At 62.5% G+C, this 17,927-nt stretch carries 15 protein-coding genes; 11 read left to right on the top strand and 4 right to left on the bottom strand.

Annotation, left to right across the window (positions count from 1 at the left end; all coding sequences use genetic code 11):
- From nusA to JYP46_RS17030, 9 genes are all read left to right on the top strand, one after another.
- Positions 1-1,680 carry a transcription termination factor NusA gene (nusA, locus tag JYP46_RS17070; protein ID WP_113153821.1) on the top strand — a complete coding sequence of 560 codons (1,680 nt, stop codon included), beginning with the start codon at positions 1-3 and terminating at the stop codon, positions 1,678-1,680.
- Between the two features lie 132 nt (positions 1,681-1,812).
- Complete coding sequence (locus JYP46_RS17065) at positions 1,813-2,448, top strand: RNA-binding protein (protein ID WP_113153822.1); 636 nt, start codon at positions 1,813-1,815, stop codon at positions 2,446-2,448.
- Positions 2,445-5,048, top strand: a complete 2,604-nt coding sequence (infB, locus tag JYP46_RS17060) for a translation initiation factor IF-2 (protein WP_206548779.1) — start codon at positions 2,445-2,447, stop codon at positions 5,046-5,048. The genes JYP46_RS17065 and infB overlap by 4 nt, the downstream gene beginning before the upstream one ends.
- A gap of 239 nt (positions 5,049-5,287) precedes the next feature.
- Complete coding sequence (gene rbfA, locus JYP46_RS17055) at positions 5,288-5,692, top strand: 30S ribosome-binding factor RbfA (protein WP_113153824.1); 405 nt, start codon at positions 5,288-5,290, stop codon at positions 5,690-5,692.
- On the top strand, positions 5,692-6,627 hold the full coding sequence (gene truB / locus JYP46_RS17050; RefSeq protein WP_113153825.1) for a tRNA pseudouridine(55) synthase TruB: 936 nt from the start codon (positions 5,692-5,694) through the stop codon (positions 6,625-6,627). The genes rbfA and truB overlap by 1 nt, the downstream gene beginning before the upstream one ends.
- A gap of 124 nt (positions 6,628-6,751) precedes the next feature.
- A complete protein-coding gene (locus JYP46_RS17045) occupies positions 6,752-8,473 on the top strand; it encodes a sensor histidine kinase (RefSeq protein WP_206544364.1) in 1,722 nt (573 codons plus the stop codon).
- A gap of 171 nt (positions 8,474-8,644) precedes the next feature.
- Positions 8,645-8,914, top strand: a complete 270-nt coding sequence (rpsO, locus tag JYP46_RS17040) for a 30S ribosomal protein S15 (RefSeq protein WP_113153827.1) — start codon at positions 8,645-8,647, stop codon at positions 8,912-8,914.
- A 310-nt stretch (positions 8,915-9,224) separates the two neighbouring features.
- Entirely contained in the window at positions 9,225-11,375 is a 2,151-nt protein-coding gene (pnp, locus tag JYP46_RS17035; protein ID WP_113153828.1) for a polyribonucleotide nucleotidyltransferase, read from the top strand.
- A gap of 76 nt (positions 11,376-11,451) precedes the next feature.
- Positions 11,452-12,468 carry a class I SAM-dependent methyltransferase gene (locus tag JYP46_RS17030; protein ID WP_206548778.1) on the top strand — a complete coding sequence of 339 codons (1,017 nt, stop codon included), beginning with the start codon at positions 11,452-11,454 and terminating at the stop codon, positions 12,466-12,468.
- Between the two features lie 19 nt (positions 12,469-12,487).
- On the opposite strand, the gene fabI is transcribed toward JYP46_RS17030, so the two are convergent.
- From fabI to fabA, 3 genes are read right to left on the bottom strand one after another with little or no spacing between them, the layout of a single operon-like run.
- Positions 12,488-13,306, bottom strand: a complete 819-nt coding sequence (fabI, locus tag JYP46_RS17025; RefSeq protein ID WP_113153830.1) for an enoyl-ACP reductase FabI — start codon at positions 13,304-13,306, stop codon at positions 12,488-12,490.
- 10 nt (positions 13,307-13,316) lie between these two features.
- Positions 13,317-14,537 (bottom strand): beta-ketoacyl-ACP synthase I, encoded by a 1,221-nt coding sequence (fabB, locus tag JYP46_RS17020; protein ID WP_113153831.1) that lies wholly within the window; start codon positions 14,535-14,537, stop codon positions 13,317-13,319.
- Positions 14,538-14,584: 47 nt separating this feature from the next.
- Positions 14,585-15,097 carry a 3-hydroxyacyl-[acyl-carrier-protein] dehydratase FabA gene (fabA, locus tag JYP46_RS17015; RefSeq protein WP_113153832.1) on the bottom strand — a complete coding sequence of 171 codons (513 nt, stop codon included), beginning with the start codon at positions 15,095-15,097 and terminating at the stop codon, positions 14,585-14,587.
- A 253-nt stretch (positions 15,098-15,350) separates the two neighbouring features.
- On the opposite strand from fabA, the gene irrA reads away from it, so the two are divergent.
- Positions 15,351-15,779, top strand: a complete 429-nt coding sequence (gene irrA / locus JYP46_RS17010) for an iron response transcriptional regulator IrrA (RefSeq protein ID WP_236042250.1) — start codon at positions 15,351-15,353, stop codon at positions 15,777-15,779.
- Between the two features lie 200 nt (positions 15,780-15,979).
- Here irrA and JYP46_RS17005 read toward each other — a convergent pair whose 3' ends face one another.
- The gene (locus tag JYP46_RS17005; RefSeq protein ID WP_113153833.1) at positions 15,980-16,534 is read right to left on the bottom strand and encodes an SH3 domain-containing protein; all 555 of its coding nucleotides are present in this window, start codon (positions 16,532-16,534) and stop codon (positions 15,980-15,982) included.
- A 163-nt stretch (positions 16,535-16,697) separates the two neighbouring features.
- On the opposite strand from JYP46_RS17005, the gene JYP46_RS17000 reads away from it, so the two are divergent.
- Positions 16,698-17,699 (top strand): 2-hydroxyacid dehydrogenase, encoded by a 1,002-nt coding sequence (locus tag JYP46_RS17000; protein ID WP_113153834.1) that lies wholly within the window; start codon positions 16,698-16,700, stop codon positions 17,697-17,699.
- The last annotated feature ends 228 nt before the right edge of the window (positions 17,700-17,927 follow it).

The following is a 17,927-nucleotide window of genomic DNA, read 5'->3' as shown; positions in this document are numbered from 1 at the left end:
ATGGCAGTCAGTGCGAACAGGCTGGAGCTTCTCCAGATCGCCGACGCGGTGGCCCGCGAGAAGTCCATCGACAAGCAGATCGTCATCGCCGCCATGGCCGATGCCATCCAGAAGGCCGCGCGGTCGCGCTATGGTCAGGAGACCAATATCCGCGCCGACATCAACCCGCAGACGGGTGAGATGAAGCTGCAGCGCCTGATGGAAGTCGTCGAGAATGTCGAAGAGCCGGCACGCGAGATTTCCATGCGCGATGCCCGCACGCGCAATCCGGACGCACAGCCCGGCGATTTCCTCGCCGAGCAGCTTCCGCCCATGGATTTCGGCCGCATCGCCGCACAGTCCGCCAAGCAGGTGATCGTGCAGAAGGTGCGCGAGGCCGAGCGCGACCGTCAGTATGACGAGTACAAGGATCGCATCGGCGAGATCGTCAACGGCACCGTCAAACGCGTCGAATATGGCAATGTCATCGTCGATCTGGGCCGTGGCGAAGCGATCATCCGTCGCGACGAGCTGATCCCCCGCGAAATCTTCAAATATGGCGACCGCGTCCGCGCCTATGTCTATGACGTGCGGCGCGAGCAGCGCGGCCCGCAGATCTTCCTGTCGCGCACGCATCCGCAGTTCATGGCGAAGCTCTTCACCATGGAAGTGCCGGAAATCTACGACGGCATCATCGAGATCCGTTCGGTGGCCCGCGATCCGGGCTCGCGCGCGAAGATCGCGGTCATCAGCCACGATTCCTCGATCGATCCGGTCGGCGCCTGTGTGGGTATGCGTGGTAGCCGCGTTCAGGCGGTTGTCGGCGAGCTTCAGGGCGAGAAGATCGACATCATTCCGTGGAACGAGAACGCCGCTTCCTTCATCGTCAACGCACTGCAGCCGGCCGAAGTCGCCAAGGTGGTGCTGGATGAGGACGCAGAGCGCATCGAGGTTGTGGTGCCGGACGACCAGCTTTCGCTGGCCATTGGCCGCCGCGGTCAGAACGTGCGCCTGGCGTCGCAGCTCACCGGCTGGGACATCGACATCCTGACCGAGGAAGAAGAGTCGGGCCGCCGCCAGAAGGAATTCACCGAGCGTTCGTCGCTCTTCATGGATGCGCTCAACGTCGACGAGATGGTTGGCCAGGTGCTTGCTTCCGAAGGCTTCAGCAGCGTCGAGGAAGTGGCTTACGTGGACTCCGGCGAGATTGCCTCCATCGATGGCTTCGATGAGGAAACAGCCGAAGAGATCCAGATGCGCGCCCGCGAATATCTCGAGCGCATCGAGGCCGAGTTCGACGCCAAGCGCAAGGAGCTGGGCGTTGAGGACGAGCTGCGGGAGATCCCGGGCATCACCACCGCGATGATGGTTGCCGTCGGCGAAGACGACGTGAAGACCATCGAGGACTTCGCAGGCTACGCCGTCGATGATCTGGTTGGCTGGAAAGAGCGCAAGGACGGCGAGACCAAATTCGAGCCGGGCGTTCTGTCCAAGTTCGACGTTTCGCGCGCCGAGGCCGAGCAGATGGTTGTGGCCGCCCGTCTGAAGATGGGCTGGATTTCCGAGGAAGACCTCGTGACCGAGGCTGAGGAAGAGGCAGAAGCCTCTGCTGAGGTTGAGGCCGAGGCTGTGGAAGGCGCTGAAGAAGCTGCCGTCGAGGGTGCGGAAGCGCCCGAGAAGGCAGAAGGCGCAGAGGCCTGATATGATGGCTGCAGAGCGCGTGACGGTCCCCGTGACACATGCAGCGCGCTCTGCAAACCTGTTTGATCGTGGTCCTGTGGAGCCGCGCTGCGATGCGCGTTAGCAGGATGTTCTGGAGATATCGTGGAAGACATGAACGACCGCAAATGCATTGTCTCGCGCGAGGCGCGACCTGCGGAGGACCTGATCCGGTTCGTCGCGGGCCCGGACGGCATGGTCGTTCCCGATCTGAAGCGCAATCTACCGGGACGCGGGTGCTGGGTTACTGCTGACCGCGCCCATGTCGACAAGGCAGCGGAGAAGAACCTTTTCGCCCGTGCCTTGAAAACTTCGGTCAGACCGCCAGATAATCTCGGCGCTCTGGTCGATGAATTGCTCTCAAAAGCCGCTCTCGGCTCTCTTGGGCTTGCGCGCAAGGCCGGAGCCGTGGCATTGGGTGCGGCGAAGGTTGAGGCTTCGGTGCGCAGTGGCAAGGCCTATGGCGTGTTGCATGCCCGCGAAGGCTCGCATGACGGGGTTCGCAAGATCACCGCTGCCCGACGCGCGGTGGTTCATATGGGCGGACCAGCGATACCGGCTTACAAACTCTTTTCCGAAGAAGAAATGAGTTTGGCATTGGGAGCCACAAATGTGATACATGCTGCCGTGTTCGGGCGGGACGCGGGCAAGGCGGCGCTGAAACGCGTAAATGCGCTCGGGACTTTTCGAGGCGAAAGCGCGGACAAACCGGCAGCGGTTGCACTGGGCACCGCAGAGGATGTGGAATGACGGATACGAAAACCGGTGACGACAAGACGCTGAGCGTCGAGAAGAAGAAAACACTGACGCTGAAGCGGCCCTCCGTTGAGCAGGGCACCGTGCGCCAGAGCTTCTCGCATGGACGCTCCAAGTCTGTCGTCGTCGAGACGAAGAAGCGAAAGTTCTCGCGGCCTGACGAACGCGGCGAGGCGGCTCCGGCGCCGACACCCGCACCGGCCCCGACTCCGGCGGCGGCAAAGCCGAAGCCGGCTGCGCCCAAGCCTGCGCCACAGCGCCATCGTGAGCGTCCGCGTCCGCCGCAGGGCGGCAACCGTTCCGGTGTGGTTCTGAACGAACTCTCCAAGGAAGAGCTGGAAGCGCGCCGTCGCGCCCTTCAGGATTCCAAGGTTCGTGAGGCCGAGGAGCGCAAGCGCGCTGCCGAGGACGCCAAGCGCCGGGCAGAAGAAGAAGAGCGCCGTGAGCGCGAGCGGGCAGAGTCCGCACGCCGCCAGGCCGAAGAAGAAGAGCGTCTCAAGGCCGAAGCCGAAGCGCGTCGTCGCGCAGAGGAAGAAGCCAGCCGCCGCGCACCGCCGGCTCCCGCCGCAGAGGCGACGCCCGCCCCCGCGCCGAGCGACGATGGCGATTCCCGCTCCAAGAGCAAGGGCACGCCGATCAAGCGCGCCGCGCCCAAGGTTGAGGCTCCGCGCACGCCTGCAAAGCCGCGCACAGACGATCAGCGTCGCCGTGGCAAGCTCACGCTCAATCGCGCGCTTTCCGACGATGGCGAGACGCGCGGACGTTCGCTCTCCTCGATGCGTCGCCGCCAGGAGAAGTTCAAGCGCGCCCAGCATCAGGAGCCGCGTGAGAAGATCGCCCGCGAGGTGGTTGTTCCCGAGACGATCACCATCCAGGAACTCGCCCAGCGTATGGCCGAGCGCGCCGTGGACGTGATCAAGTTCTTCATGAAGCAGGGCCAGATGTTGAAGCCCGGCGACGTGATCGACGCGGACACCGCCGAGCTGGTGGCCGAGGAGTTTGGCCACACCGTGAAGCGCGTTGCCGAGTCCGATGTGGAAGAGGGCCTCTTCAACATTGAGGACAAGACCGAGGACCTGAAGTCGCGTCCGCCGGTCGTGACCATCATGGGCCACGTCGACCACGGCAAGACCTCGCTTCTCGACGCGATCCGCAAGGCGAACGTCGTTTCGGGCGAAGCCGGTGGCATCACCCAGCATATCGGCGCATACCAGGTCGAGCAGGACGGTCAGAAGATCACCTTCATCGATACGCCTGGTCACGCCGCCTTTACCGCGATGCGCGCCCGTGGTGCGGAAGCCACCGACATCGCCATCCTCGTGGTGGCGGCTGACGACAGCGTAATGCCGCAGACCATCGAGTCCATCAATCACGCCAAGGCTGCCGGCGTTCCGATCATTGTTGCCATCAACAAGGTCGACAAGCCGGAAGCAGACCCGAACAAGGTCCGCACCGAGCTGCTGCAGCACGAGGTGTTCGTGGAATCCATGGGTGGTGAAGTCCTCGATGTCGAGGTCTCCGCCGTCAAGGGAACCAACCTCGACAAGCTGCTCGAAGCCGTTCTGCTGCAGTCCGAGGTTCTGGAACTCAAGGCCAACCCGGATCGCTCCGCCGAAGGCGTCGTCATCGAAGCCAAGCTCGACCGCGGTCGTGGCTCGGTCGCCACCGTGCTGGTGCAGGCCGGCACGCTCAAGACCGGTGACATCATCGTTGCCGGCAATGAGTGGGGCCGCGTGCGTGCGCTGATCGACGATCATGGCGACCAGGTGAAGGAAGCTCCGCCCTCCATGCCGGTTGAGGTTCTGGGTCTTCAGGGCCCGCCGCAGGCCGGTGACCGCATTGCGGTTGTCGAGAGCGAAGCCCGCGCCCGCGAGATCTCCGAATACCGCCAGCGTCTGGCGCGCGAGAAGTCCGTTGCCCGCCAGGCGGGGCAGCGCGGTTCGCTCGAGCAGATGATGTCGCAGCTGCAGGACACGGGCCTGAAAGAGTTCCCGCTCATCGTCAAGGGCGACGTGCAGGGCTCCATCGAAGCCATTGCCGGCGCGCTCGACAAGCTGGGCACCGACGAGGTTCGCGCACACATCGTTCACTCGGGTGCCGGCGCGATCACGGAAAGCGACGTGTCGCTGGCCGAGACCTCGGGCGCCGCGATCATCGGCTTCAACGTTCGCGCCAACAAGCAGGCGCGCGACGCAGCCGAGGATGCAGGCATCGAGATCCGCTACTACAACATCATCTACGACCTCGTGGATGACATCAAAGCGGCCATGTCCGGCCTTCTGTCGCCGGAGCGTCGCGAGACCTTCCTCGGCAACGCCGAGATCCTGGAAACCTTCAACGTCACGAAGGTCGGCAAGGTTGCCGGTTGCCGTGTCACCGAAGGCAAGGTCGAGCGTGGCGCCGGCGTGCGTCTCATCCGCGACAGCGTGGTGATCCACGAAGGCAAGCTGAAGACGCTCAAGCGCTTCAAGGACGAGGTTTCCGAAGTGCCTGCCGGTCAGGAATGCGGCATGGCGTTCGAGAACTACGAAGACATTCGCCCCGGCGATGTCATCGAGGCCTATCGCGTCGAGATGGTCACGCGCTCGCTCTAGGTCGTCGTGCGTCCATCCGGACGCACAAAGGACGATCCGGATTGTTGATGGAGCATCGGAACTGCCGAAAACCGGTTTTCACTTTTCGGTCCGATGCTCTGGTGCGCGTACGTTTGGAACGTGGAAGATGGGGCACTTGATGCCCCATCTCTCATTCCGGCGTCTGACGTTCCGCTTTCATAATTTGCCGATATCCGCGATGCGGATACAATAGGGCTTTCCCCGCAAGAAGGTGCTCCATGCCGTCTTCCGCTCCCTCACAACGCCAGCTCCGCGTCGGCGAGCAGGTCCGTCATGCAATCTCGCAGGCGCTGCAGCGCGGCGATGTCAGCGACGATGCGCTCGCCAATACGGTGATTTCGGTTTCCGAGGTGCGCATGTCGCCGGACCTCAAGATCGCCACGGCCTATGTTTCGCCGCTGGGCGCTGCCGACAAGGATGTGGTTGTCGCGGCGCTCAACCGCCATGCGCGCTACATTCGCGGCCGCATCACGCCGGCCCTGCGGCAGATGAAATACATGCCGGAGCTGCGGTTCCGGGTGGATGACAGTTTCGAGAATTTCAACAAGATCGATCGCCTTCTGAAGTCGCCGGAAGTGGCCCGCGACCTGGGGGACGACGACGGCAATGAGGATGATCTTTGATGGCGCGACGCGGTAAGCGAAAGGGACGTCGTATCAATGGCTGGCTGATCCTGGACAAGACAGCCAATATGGGGTCCACCAACGCCGTTTCGAAGATCAAGTGGTTGTTCAATGCGGAGAAAGCGGGCCATGCAGGCACGCTCGATCCGCTGGCTTCCGGCATGCTGCCCATCGCGCTTGGCGATGCGACCAAGACCGTTCCCTTCGTCATGGACGGCGCGAAGGTCTATCGCTTCAAGGTTGCCTGGGGCGAGGAGCGCTCCACCGACGATCTTGAGGGTCCGGTCACCCAGACATCCGACGAGCGCCCGACCGAAGAGGCCGTGCGCGCGCTTCTGCCGAATTACACCGGCATCATCATGCAGACGCCGCCCCAGTATTCCGCCGTGAAGATCGGCGGCGAGCGTGCTTATGATCTTGCCCGCGAGGGCGAGACTGTGGAGATCGCCGCGCGCGAAATCGAGATCGGCCGGCTGGACCTGGTTTCGTTCACGCCGGATGAGGCGGTTTTCGAGGTCGAATGCGGCAAGGGCACCTATGTGCGCAGCCTCGCACGCGACATGGGGCGCGATCTGGGTTGCTACGGCCACATCGCCGAACTGCGCCGTACCGAGGTCTATCCGTTCGTGGACGAACAGCTCGTCACGCTGGAAGCCCTTGAGGAAGCGCTGGAAGACTGCGACCGCGAGGCTGGCGACTTTGCAGCGCTCGACGCCTATCTTCTCGACATTGCAACGGCGCTCGAAGGGCTGCCGGAAGTTGCCGTCACCGATGACGCCGCAGCGCGTCTCAGGCTCGGCAATCCGGTGATCGTGCGCGGACGAGATGCGCCGGTGGAAGCGCCCGAAGCCTGGGCAAGCGCCCGCGGACGCCTTGTGGCGCTTGGCGCCGTCGAGGCCGGCATGTTCAAGCCGAAGCGCGTTTTCGCCGCCTGAAGCTGTCGGGGCCCGACCACTCCGATCTCAATCCGGCAACAGAACGATTTCTGCAATTCGCCGCGCAACCCTTGGCCGTTTCGTGCATTGTGTACACAAACAAGGCTAGGGTCGGGCGAATTGCATGCAGTCAACGGATAGCGCGTCTCGGGGAACACTGTCTGAGCGCATAGGGGCGTTTGTCTCAGGTCCCAAACCAATCAGCTTCTTTCTGTTCCTCCTGATCGCGGTCACCATCATCCCCGCGATCGGGGTTTCGGTCGTTCTGCTTCAACGCAACAATGAAGCACAGCGCGAAGTGGTGACGACACTGGCCGAAGCCATGGCCGGTTCCATCGCCGAGGCGGTGGACCGCGAATTGAGCGGCATGAACACCACGCTGCGCGTCCTCTCCACCACGCCGTCGCTGACCGAGGGCGACATGGAGGACTTTTACTACCGCGCCAAGCTTGCCCTGGCGGGCAGCGGCTCCAACCTGCGCGTACTGGACGAGAACTTCAAACCGCTGCTCAACACGAATGTGCCGTTTGGCGAGGCTTTGCAGCCCTTTGACGATCCCATGGTCGCCGAGGCAGCACTGAAGGGCAAGGCCACGGTCACCTCGGGCGTTCTGTTCGGCAAGCTCGCCGGCAAGTGGAGCTTCAAGGTGGTCAAGCCGTTCTTTCCCGATTCCGGACCACCGCGCACGCTCGTCATGACGCGCTATGCGGATACGCTGACGGACGTGCTGTCCCAGCAGATGCTGCGTGGCGGCTGGAACGCCTCGGTGGTGGACAAGAACAACACCGTGGTCGCTTCGTCCTTCATGTCTTCGGAGGTCGGGAAGCCGTTCTTCCTGGATCTGGAGGGCGATGGCATCTACCGCGAGGCGGAGCCAGCAGAGGGCCGGGAGGGCGGCACCTATATCACGATCATCGATGAATCGGGCTTCAGCGGCTGGAAATCCGTGGTCTGGGCTTCCACCACGACGATCGAGGAGCCCATGCGTTATTCGCTGCGCATGCTTCTGGCTGGCGGTCTTCTGGTCATCGCCATCGGCGCATTCGCGGCATGGCTTCTCGGTCGGCAGATCGCCGGGCCGGTGCGCCGGCTTGCACGTGATGCGCGACGGCTGGGGGCGGGCGAACCGGTCCACGCCATCGAATATCCGATTGCCGAGGTCGCAACCGTGTCCTCTGCACTTGCCGAAGCCGCGCTTGACCGAGAGCAGGCGGAAAACGAGATCCGTCTTCTCATGCGCGAGGTGGCGCATCGCTCGAAGAACCAGCTCACCGTGGTTTCGTCCATGGCCAAGCAGACGGCGCGCAGTTCGCGCACCTTCGCCGGTTTCCAGGATGCGTTCCAGAAGCGCCTGTACGGTCTGGCGCGCTCCACCGATCTGCTCATCGCCGGCGGTGCGGCCGGCGTGGAACTCCATGAACTTCTGTCGGTGCAGGTCGATCCGTTCCGCCCCGACAGCCCTGATCGCCTGACGATGAACGGTCCGAAATTCCGTCTCGCAAACCAGCCGGCCCAGACTATTGGTCTTGCCGTGCACGAACTGGCGACCAACGCCGCCAAGTATGGTGCGTTTTCGAACAATGACGGGCGTCTCGACATCACCTGGAAAATCAGGGACGACATGCTGGTCATCAACTGGCGTGAACATGTGGCGCGGGCGCGCCGGCGCACAAACCGTCGCGGTTTCGGCACGGAGATCATCGATCGCATGGTGGGCGGTACGCTGGACGCGGAGATTTCACGTGTCTTCCACCGTGACGGGCTGGAATGCGTGTTCAAGATTCCGGTCGACAGGCTCGAGCCGGATCTCACCAAAGCGGCGCGCGGCGAGGAGCCCCAGGGCTGAGCGGCGGGCTGAGCGGCGGCGCAACGGACAATGTTTGGGCTGGTAATCGCATGCGATTTCGCCTATATGCCAGCCATCATTGCGCCTTGAGTGCGCATTGTTGAATGGCCCCGGCTGGACGACATCCCGGCTGAGGGCGACCCTTTTCCCTAAATTCCAGAAAGGAAGCCGATGTCGATTACTGCAGAGCGCAAACAGGATTTGCTGAAAGAATTTGCCACCGTTCAGGGCGACACGGGTTCTCCGGAAGTCCAGGTCGCTATTCTGACCGAGCGGATCAAGAACCTCACCGAGCACTTCAAGGACCACAAGAAGGACAACCACTCCCGTCGTGGCCTCCTGAAGCTCGTCTCCCAGCGTCGCCGTCTTCTGGACTATCTGAAGAAGAAGGACGAAGGCCGCTACAAGACGCTGATCGAGAAGCTCGGACTGCGGCGCTAAGCTGATTTGACCGGCGGATACCAAGGGGTGTCCGCCGGTCTCATTTGGGCATGCGAAAGATTTGCATGTCTCACGGCTCCGGCCAGGCATGATTGCGACGGCGGCTTTGCCGCCATCTCATGCCTGCAAGACCGGATAGCCGAGGCCCTAATGGACAGGTCATGGGGCAGGATTGCAGGATGCTTGCGGCACAGAGCCGGCCAAACCCAAGCCTCCCGTTGTCTTGCCCGTGGCTCGTCCGACAACGAAGCAGAGCCGGAGAGACGCGCAGCCAGGCGTTGGCGCACCCTTCGGCGCAAAAGGACAAGATATGTTCAAGCACCACAAAGTTGAGATCGAATGGGGCGGTCGTCCGCTCATTCTTGAGACCGGCCAGATTGCCCGTCAGGCAGACGGCGCAGTGCTCGCCACCTATGGCGAGACCGTTGTTCTCGCCACTGTCGTTTCCGCGAAAGAGCCGAAGCCGGGCTTCGACTTCTTCCCGCTGACCGTCAACTACCAGGAAAAGACCTTTGCCGCCGGCAAGATCCCGGGTGGCTACTTCAAGCGCGAAGGCCGTCCGAGCGAGAAGGAGACGCTGGTCTCCCGCCTGATCGACCGCCCGATCCGCCCGCTCTTTGTCGATGGCTACAAGAACGACACGCAGGTCATCGCCACCGTGCTGCAGCACGATCTGGAGAATGATCCGGACATCGTCGCCATGGTTGCCGTTTCCGCAGCGCTCACGCTCTCCGGCGTTCCCTTCATGGGCCCGATCGGCGCAGCGCGCGTTGGCTACATCGGTGGTGAGTACGTCCTCAACCCGCATGTCGACGAGATGGAAGAGACCAAGCTCGACCTCGTCGTCGCCGGTACGGGCGATGCCGTTCTGATGGTGGAATCGGAAGCTCAGCAGCTCCCCGAGGACGTCATGCTCGGCGCCGTCATGTTCGGCCACAAGAACTTCCAGCCGGTCATCGACGCGGTCATCAAGCTCGCCGAAGTTGCCGCCAAGGAACCCCGCGACTTCACGCCGCCGGATCTCTCCGAGCTCGAAGGCGAGATGCTCAAGATCGTCGAAAGCGATCTGCGCGAAGCCTACAAGATCACCGACAAGCAGAAGCGCTACGACGCCGTTGACGCCGCCAAGGCGAAGGTGAAAGAGACGCTCCTGCCGGAAGGCGAGGAAGAGACCAAGTGGTCGGCCGAGCAGGTCAACACGGTCTTCAAGAGCCTGCAGGGCAAGATCGTTCGCTGGAACATCCTCGACACCGGCGGCCGCATCGACGGACGCGACCTGAAGACGGTGCGCCCGATCGCAGCCCAGGCAGGCCTTCTGCCGCGCACGCACGGTTCCGCGCTCTTCACCCGTGGTGAGACGCAGGCCCTCGTGGTCGCAACGCTGGGCACCGGCGAAGACGAGCAGTTCATCGACTCGCTCACCGGCACCTACAAGGAGGCTTTCCTCCTGCACTACAACTTCCCGCCCTACTCTGTGGGCGAGACGGGCCGCATGGGTTCGCCCGGCCGTCGTGAGATCGGTCATGGCAAGCTCGCATGGCGCGCCATCCACCCGATGCTGCCGGAAGCGGACCAGTTCCCCTACACGCTGCGCGTCGTTTCCGAGGTCACCGAGTCCAACGGTTCGTCCTCCATGGCAACCGTCTGCGGCACCTCGCTGGCCCTCATGGACGCCGGCGTGCCGCTGGCAAAGCCGGTTGCCGGCATCGCCATGGGCCTGATCAAGGAAGACGAGCGCTTCGCCGTTCTCTCCGACATCCTGGGTGACGAAGATCACCTCGGCGACATGGACTTCAAGGTCGCCGGCACGGATGAGGGCATCACCTCGCTCCAGATGGACATCAAGATCGATGGCATCACCGAGGAGATCATGCAGATCGCCCTCGACCAGGCCAAGGACGGCCGTCTGCACATTCTCGGCGAGATGGCCAAGGCCCTTTCCGAGAGCCGTGGTGAGCTGGGTGAGTTCGCTCCGCGCATCGAGGTCATGCAGATCCCGACCGACAAAATCCGCGACGTGATCGGTTCCGGCGGCAAGGTGATCCGCGAGATCGTCGAGAAGACCGGCGCCAAGATCAACATCGAGGACGACGGCACGGTGAAGATCGCTTCTTCCAACGCCAAGGAAATCGAGGCAGCGAAGAAGTGGATCCACTCCATCACGGCAGAGCCGGAAGTGGGCGAGATCTACGAAGGCACGGTCGTCAAGACCGCCGACTTCGGCGCATTCGTGAACTTCTTCGGTCCGCGCGACGGTCTGGTGCACATCTCGCAGCTCGCGCAGGAGCGCGTTGGCAAGACCACCGACGTCGTCAAGGAAGGCGACAAGGTGTTCGTGAAGCTGATGGGCTTCGATGAGCGCGGCAAGGTTCGCCTCTCCATGAAGGTCGTCGACCAGGAGACGGGCAAGGAAATCGTCCGCGAGAAGAAGAAGGAAGAGGCCGAGGACGCCGAGGGCTGATCCCGCTTCCCTTCTGAACCAACATGCGGGCGCGGCCATTCAGGTCGCGCCCGTTTTCATATCCGGAACCGCATCCATGACCGACACACCGCTTCCCACCCTACTGTTTCCATTCGAGCGCGGGCTGATCGATCCGCCGGGCGAGGGGGAGCGTGTGCTTTTTCTGGGCGCACCGGGCGGCCTGCTGCTGCCATCCGACTTCTCGGGAAGTCTCACGGCCATTCAGGGCTATCGGCCCGACTATCTGGCGCTCAGCCAGGCTGGCGTGACCGTGGAGCCGGAGCCGGTGGGCGAGGGCTATGACATGGCGCTTGTCCTGCTTGGCAGGCACCGGCGTGAGAATGAACAGCGCCTTGCCGAGGCTTTGAACCGGACGCGCGCCGGCGCGCTCATCATTGCGGCCTGCGCCAAGAAAGACGGCGGCGGCAGCGTGCGCAAGCGCATGGCGTCGCTGGTGGAGCTTGAGGATCATGCCTCCAAGCATCATGGTGTCGTGTTCTGGCTGCGCCGGCCTGAGCGGCTGGAGCCTGCGCTGATGGCCGAGCTGAGCGCCGGCGACAGCGAGGCGGACGGTTTCGCCACCGCAGCCGGCGGCTTTTCCGATGACGGCATTGATCCGGGCTCGGCGCTTCTCGTTGAATGCCTGCCGGACAATCTGTCAGGCGCGATAGCTGATTTCGCGGCCGGCTGGGGCTATCTTTCCGTTGCCGCGGCCGAGCGCGCACCGGAGGTGAAGAGTATCGATCTCTATGAGGCGCATCACGCGTCTCTGGAGGCGGCCCGCCGCAACATGGCCGCAAGGGCGCCGCAGATGCCGGCGCGCTTCTTCTGGCAGGACCTTCTGGGAGAGCCGGTGAACGAGCGCTATGACGTGATCCTGATGAACCCGCCTTTCCATCGCAGCCGGGCTGCGGAGCCCGATATGGGCCATGCGATGATCGCGGCGGCGGCAAAAGCGCTCAAGCCGCGCGGGCGGCTGTTCCTCGTCGCCAACAGGCAGCTCCCCTATGAAGAGAGCCTCCAAAAGCATTTCGCGGCACAGGGTGAGCTGCGCCGCGATACGGTGTTCAAGGTTTTGTGGGCCCGCAAGTAGCGGGCCGATCTGATCCGGTTCAGTCGTCGCCGGTGGCGGCGCTGATCCGCTTCAGCTCTTCCATGGTGGGCATGGAAACGGTGTTGTAGCCGGAATCCACATAGTGGATTTCGCCGGTCACGCCGGACGACAGGTCGGACAGGAGGTAAAGCGCCGATCCGCCGATCTCGTCGATCACCACAGTGCGCCGCAGCGGCGCATTGCGCTGCTGGTAGGAGAACATGTAGCGGGCGTCGGAGATGCCAGCGCCAGCCAGGGTGCGCACCGGGCCTGCCGAGATCGCGTTGACGCGGATGTTGCGCGGGCCGTAGTCGCTCGCCAGATACCGCACGCTTGCCTCAAGACCGGCCTTGGCCACGCCCATCACGTTGTAATTGGGCATGACGCGGGTGGAACCCGCATAGGTCAGCGTCAGCATCTGCCCGCCATTGTCCATCATTTCAGCCGCCTTGCGGGCAACTTCGGTGAAGGAATAGCAGGAGATCACCATGGTGCGCACGAAGTTCTCGCGCGTGGTGTTGGCGTAGAGGCCCTTCAGCTCGTTGCGGTCGGAGAAACCGATCGCGTGAACGATGAAGTCGAGAGAACCCCACTCTTCCTTCAGACCGTCGAAGACGGAGTTGATGGAAGCGCTGTCTTCCACGTCGCACGGGAAGAGCAGCTTGGAGTTCACTTTCTCGGCCAGCGGCTTCACACGGCGGCCAAAAGCGTCGCCCTGATAGGTGAAGGCAAGCTCCGCGCCCTGTTCGGCAAGCTTCTTGGCAATGCCCCAGGCAATCGAATGGTCGTTGGCGACCCCCATAATGAGGCCGCGCTTACCCTTCATCAAACCGTCCATGGACCTTATCTCAACCTGCGTAGCGCTGGAAAACCAGCGTGGCGTTGGTGCCGCCAAAGCCGAAGGAGTTGGAAAGCACAGTGTCGATCTTGGCGTTGTCGATGCGCTTGCGCACGATCGGCGCGCCCTCGAACTCGGGGTCGAGCTCGGTGATGTGCGCGCTCTCGCCAATGAATCCTGCCTGCATCATCAGGATCGAATAGATCGATTCCTGTGCGCCTGCACCGCCGAGCGAGTGACCGGTCAGCGACTTGGTCGATGCGATGTGCGGGATCTTGTCGCCGAACACCTGGCGGATGGCTTCGATCTCGCGGGAATCGCCCACCGGCGTCGCCGTGCCATGCGTGTTGATGTAATCGACATCGCCGGTCACCGTGGAAAGCGCCTGCTTCATGCAGCGCACCGCGCCTTCACCCGAAGGAGCAACCATGTCGAAACCGTCGGAGGTCGCGCCATAGCCGGTCAGCTCCGCATAGATCTTCGCACCGCGCGCCTTGGCGTGCTCGAGCTCTTCCAGAACCAGAACGCCCGCGCCGCCAGCGATGACGAAGCCGTCACGCGTCGCGTCATAAGCACGCGAGGCCGTGGCCGGTGTGTCGTTGTGCTTGGAGGACATGGCGCCCATGGCGTCGAAGAGGTTCGACATGGTCCAGTCGAGATCTTCGTGGCCGCCGGCGAACATGATGTCCTGCTTGCCCCACTGGATCAATTCCGCCGCATTGCCGATGCAGTGTGCGGAGGTCGAGCAGGCCGACGAGATCGAGTAGTTCACGCCGTGGATCTTGAACCAGGTGGCGAGCGTCGCCGACGCCGTCGAAGACATGGCCTTCGGCACGGCGAACGGTCCGATGCGCTTGGGCGAGCCCTTTTCGATGGTCGTCTGCGCGGCTTCAAAGATGGTGCGGGTGGACGGACCGCCCGAACCCATGATGATGCCGGTGCGCTCGTTGGTGATGTCGCCTTCCTCGAGGCCGGAGTCGGCAATCGCCTGCTCCATGGCCACGTGGTTCCATGCGCCGCCCTTCGAGAGGAAGCGCATGGCGCGGCGGTCGACGACCTCAGCCGGATCGAGCGTCGGTGCGCCCCATACCTGGCAACGGAAGCCGTGTTCGGCGAAATCTTCCGAGAACGAAATGCCCGATTTTGCATCGCGCAGCGAGGCGGTCACCTCGTCTGCGTCGTTGCCAATCGAGGATACGATTCCGAGACCGGTGACGACGACACGTCTCATGATGCTCTCCTTGGGCCGAACGTCGGCCGCCAGTCAGTGATTGAAAATCAGGCTTCCTGCTTGGCCAGGCCGACGCGCAGGTCGGTTGCCTTGTAGATCTGTTCGCCATCGGCCTTGAGCCAGCCATCAGCGATGCCGAGCACGAGGCGGCCCTTCATCACCCGCTTGAAGTCGATGCCGTATTCGACCTTCTTCACGTCAGGCGTGACCATGCCCTTGAACTTCACTTCACCGGTGGAGAGCGCCATGCCCTTGCCGGGTAAGCCAAGCCAGCCGAGGTAGAAGCCGGTCAGCTGCCACATGGCGTCGAGGCCAAGGCAGCCAGGCATCACCGGGTTGCCGATGAAGTGGCAGGGGAAGAACCAGAGGTCCGGCTTGATGTCGAACTCGGCGCGGGCATAGCCCTTTCCAAACTCACCGCCCTCTTCCTGAATGTCGGTGATGCGGTCGAACATCAACATGGGCGGAGCAGGCAACTGGGCGTTGCCGGGTCCAAAAAGTTCACCCCGGCCGCAGGCCAGGAGATCTTCGTAGTCGTAGCTGTTCTTCGTTTGCGCCATCAAAAGCCATCCCGTCCATGGTCCGGTCGTGCCGAAACCTTTCTTGTCATTGTGCGCTCTCCCTATCACAGCTTGTTTCTTGCTGGAAACAGCCGTTGTGGGAATTTGCAAAACCGGCCATGACTGCCCCCGAAAAACTGCCGCTATTGATCGCTTTGAATGGAGCGAATATATGTCGGATGAAGAAAATGCTGCAGCCAGAGCCGGGAAATACAATCCGGGGCTCATGCAACAGGAAAGACGGACGGTTTCATTGTCTATCTCGAACGAAGGACAGAACGTCACGCTGGAAGAGCGTTTGAGGAATGCGGGTCTGCGCCCGACACGCCAGCGCATCGCGCTTGCCGATCTCCTCTTCGCCTCCGGTGACCGCCATGTCTCGGCCGAGGCACTGCATGAGGAAGCCCAGCATGCCGGCTTCTCCGTTTCGCTTGCCACCGTCTACAACACGCTGCACCAGTTCACCGAGGCGGGCATGCTGCGCATCGTTCAGGTGGAAGGCGCACGCACCTATTTCGACACCAATGTGTCCGATCACCATCACTTCTTCTTCGAGGAGGACGAGACGGTGTTCGACATTCCCTCGCGTGGCGTCGAGGTCCGCAATCTTCCCGAACCGCCGGAAGGTATGGAAATCGCGAATGTCGATATCGTTGTGAGACTGCGCCGCAAGCGCCACTAGAGCAATTCCAGGAAAAGTGGGAACCGGTTTTCCGTCCGGAATTGCGCAAAAACAAGCATTCGAGCGTTTTTGCAATTCCAGGAAGAGCGGGAACGCTCTGGATCGCCGTGCATCCAGTCGGATGCACGAAGGACGCGCCAGCCCCCCTGCTTTCACTTTTCAGTCCGATATTCTGAGGCTGCGGCGTTCGCCGCCCGCGATCAATCCTTGATCGTTTCGCCGGGATAGGCGCCCCAGATCTGCGACTGGTTCACCCAGCCCGAATAACCGGCGAATTCCATTTCGCACCAGTCTCCGTTGCAGAGCTTGATGGAGCCGATCGCGCCGGGCTCGATATGGGCCACGAGGCGCGCGTCTTCCTGCGGGTCTGCGCGCAGTTCGATATCGGCTTCCTTGCCCTTGAACCACGGGGCCGCGATGGCCGTGCGGCGGCCTGAAAGCAGCGCCTGGTTGATCCAGCCTTCCGCGCCATCGGCGTCGCGCACGCGCCGCCAGTTGTCGTATTCCTGGATGATCTCCATCGGTAGACCGGACTTCATGTACATCCAGTTCACCGCGTAGCTCAGCCCGGGGCCGACGCGCATGTTCACGCGGCTCGATTTCAGGCTGACGAAACGGGGCAGGGGCAGCCCGCTCGGGCCGACCTTCTCATTCGGTTCAGTGTTTGCCTGTGCATGTGTCGTCATTGGCGTCGCAACCAGCATGGCGACGGCAAGGGCTGCAAACAGTGAACGGAATGGCGCGTTGGCCGGCATTGCGGAACTCCCGGTAACCTTGTTCTGGCGGAACGAGCGCTTCCACCCTTTTTCTTTGTCTTGGCCGCCACCGCTTGATAGAGAGAAGGCAGCCCGGCTCGGCATTGCAGTGTCGCGTATCTTGGTTAAAGAGGTATCAACAGGGCGTTATTTTGGAGACCATATGACCGTCAGGAAGAAGCCTCTCGTCGTCATCACCCGCAAGCTGCCGGATCAGGTCGAAACGCGCATGCGCGAACTGTTCGACGCGCGCCTCAATCTCGACGACAGGCGGATGACGCAGCCCGAACTGGTGGCTGCGGTCAAGGAAGCCGACGTTCTTGTTCCCACGATCACGGACCGGATCGACGCCGCTCTCATCGCGCAGGCCGGCGACCAGCTCAAGCTGATCGCCAATTTCGGCAATGGCGTCGACAATGTCGATGTGGTGGCCGCCGCCAAGAAGGGCATCACCGTCACCAACACGCCCAATGTTCTCAATGAAGACACGGCCGACATGACCATGGCGCTCATGCTCGCCGTGCCGCGCCGTCTGACCGAGGGCGCAGAGGTTCTGCGCAGCGGCGGCAAGTGGGATGGCTGGTCGCCCACATGGATGCTGGGGCACCGCATCTGGGGCAAGCGTCTTGGCATTGTCGGCATGGGTCGCGTCGGCACCGCCGTGGCGCGGCGCGCAAAGGCGTTCGGCCTGTCGATCCATTATCACAACCGTCAGCGGGTTTCCCCGGCCATCGAAGACGAACTGGAGGCAACCTATTGGGACAGCCTCGACCAGATGCTGGCCCGCATGGACATCATCTCCGTCAACTGCCCTTCAACGCCTGCAACCTTCCATCTCCTGTCGGCGCGCCGGCTGGAGCTGATGCAGCCGCGCGCCTATCTGGTGAACACGGCCCGCGGCGATGTGGTGGATGAGGATGCGCTGATCCGCCTGGTCGAAGAGGGCAAGCTGGCAGGCGCAGGGCTCGACGTCTTCGAGCATGAGCCGTCGGTCAATCCCAAGCTTCTCAAGCTCGCGAAGAAGAACAAGATCGTGATTCTGCCGCATATGGGCTCGGCGACCATCGAGGGTCGCATCGACATGGGCGAGAAGGTCATCATCAACATCCGCACCTTCTTCGATGGTCATCGCCCGCCGGACCGGGTTCTGCCGAAAAACGTCTGAGCAGACGACACATTGCCTTGTGGGCTTGATCACTGCGTGGTGCTCGCCGCGCAGCGATTTCGTTTGCCCAAGGTTTCCTGACCGTCGCGTGGTGCGTGGTTCGACAAGCTCACCATGAGGGACGGGGGGTTGTGTAGACGGGGTGGTGAACTGCCCCGAGTATTCGAACCGGCCTCCCTGCCAGACACAACGACCCTCATGGTGAGCTTGTCGAACCACGCAGGGTCT

Source organism: Nitratireductor aquimarinus (assembly GCF_017255295.1).
Classification (GTDB): Bacteria; Pseudomonadota; Alphaproteobacteria; order Rhizobiales; family Rhizobiaceae; genus Nitratireductor; species Nitratireductor aquimarinus.
This window is presented reverse-complemented; position numbering and strand designations above follow the sequence as displayed.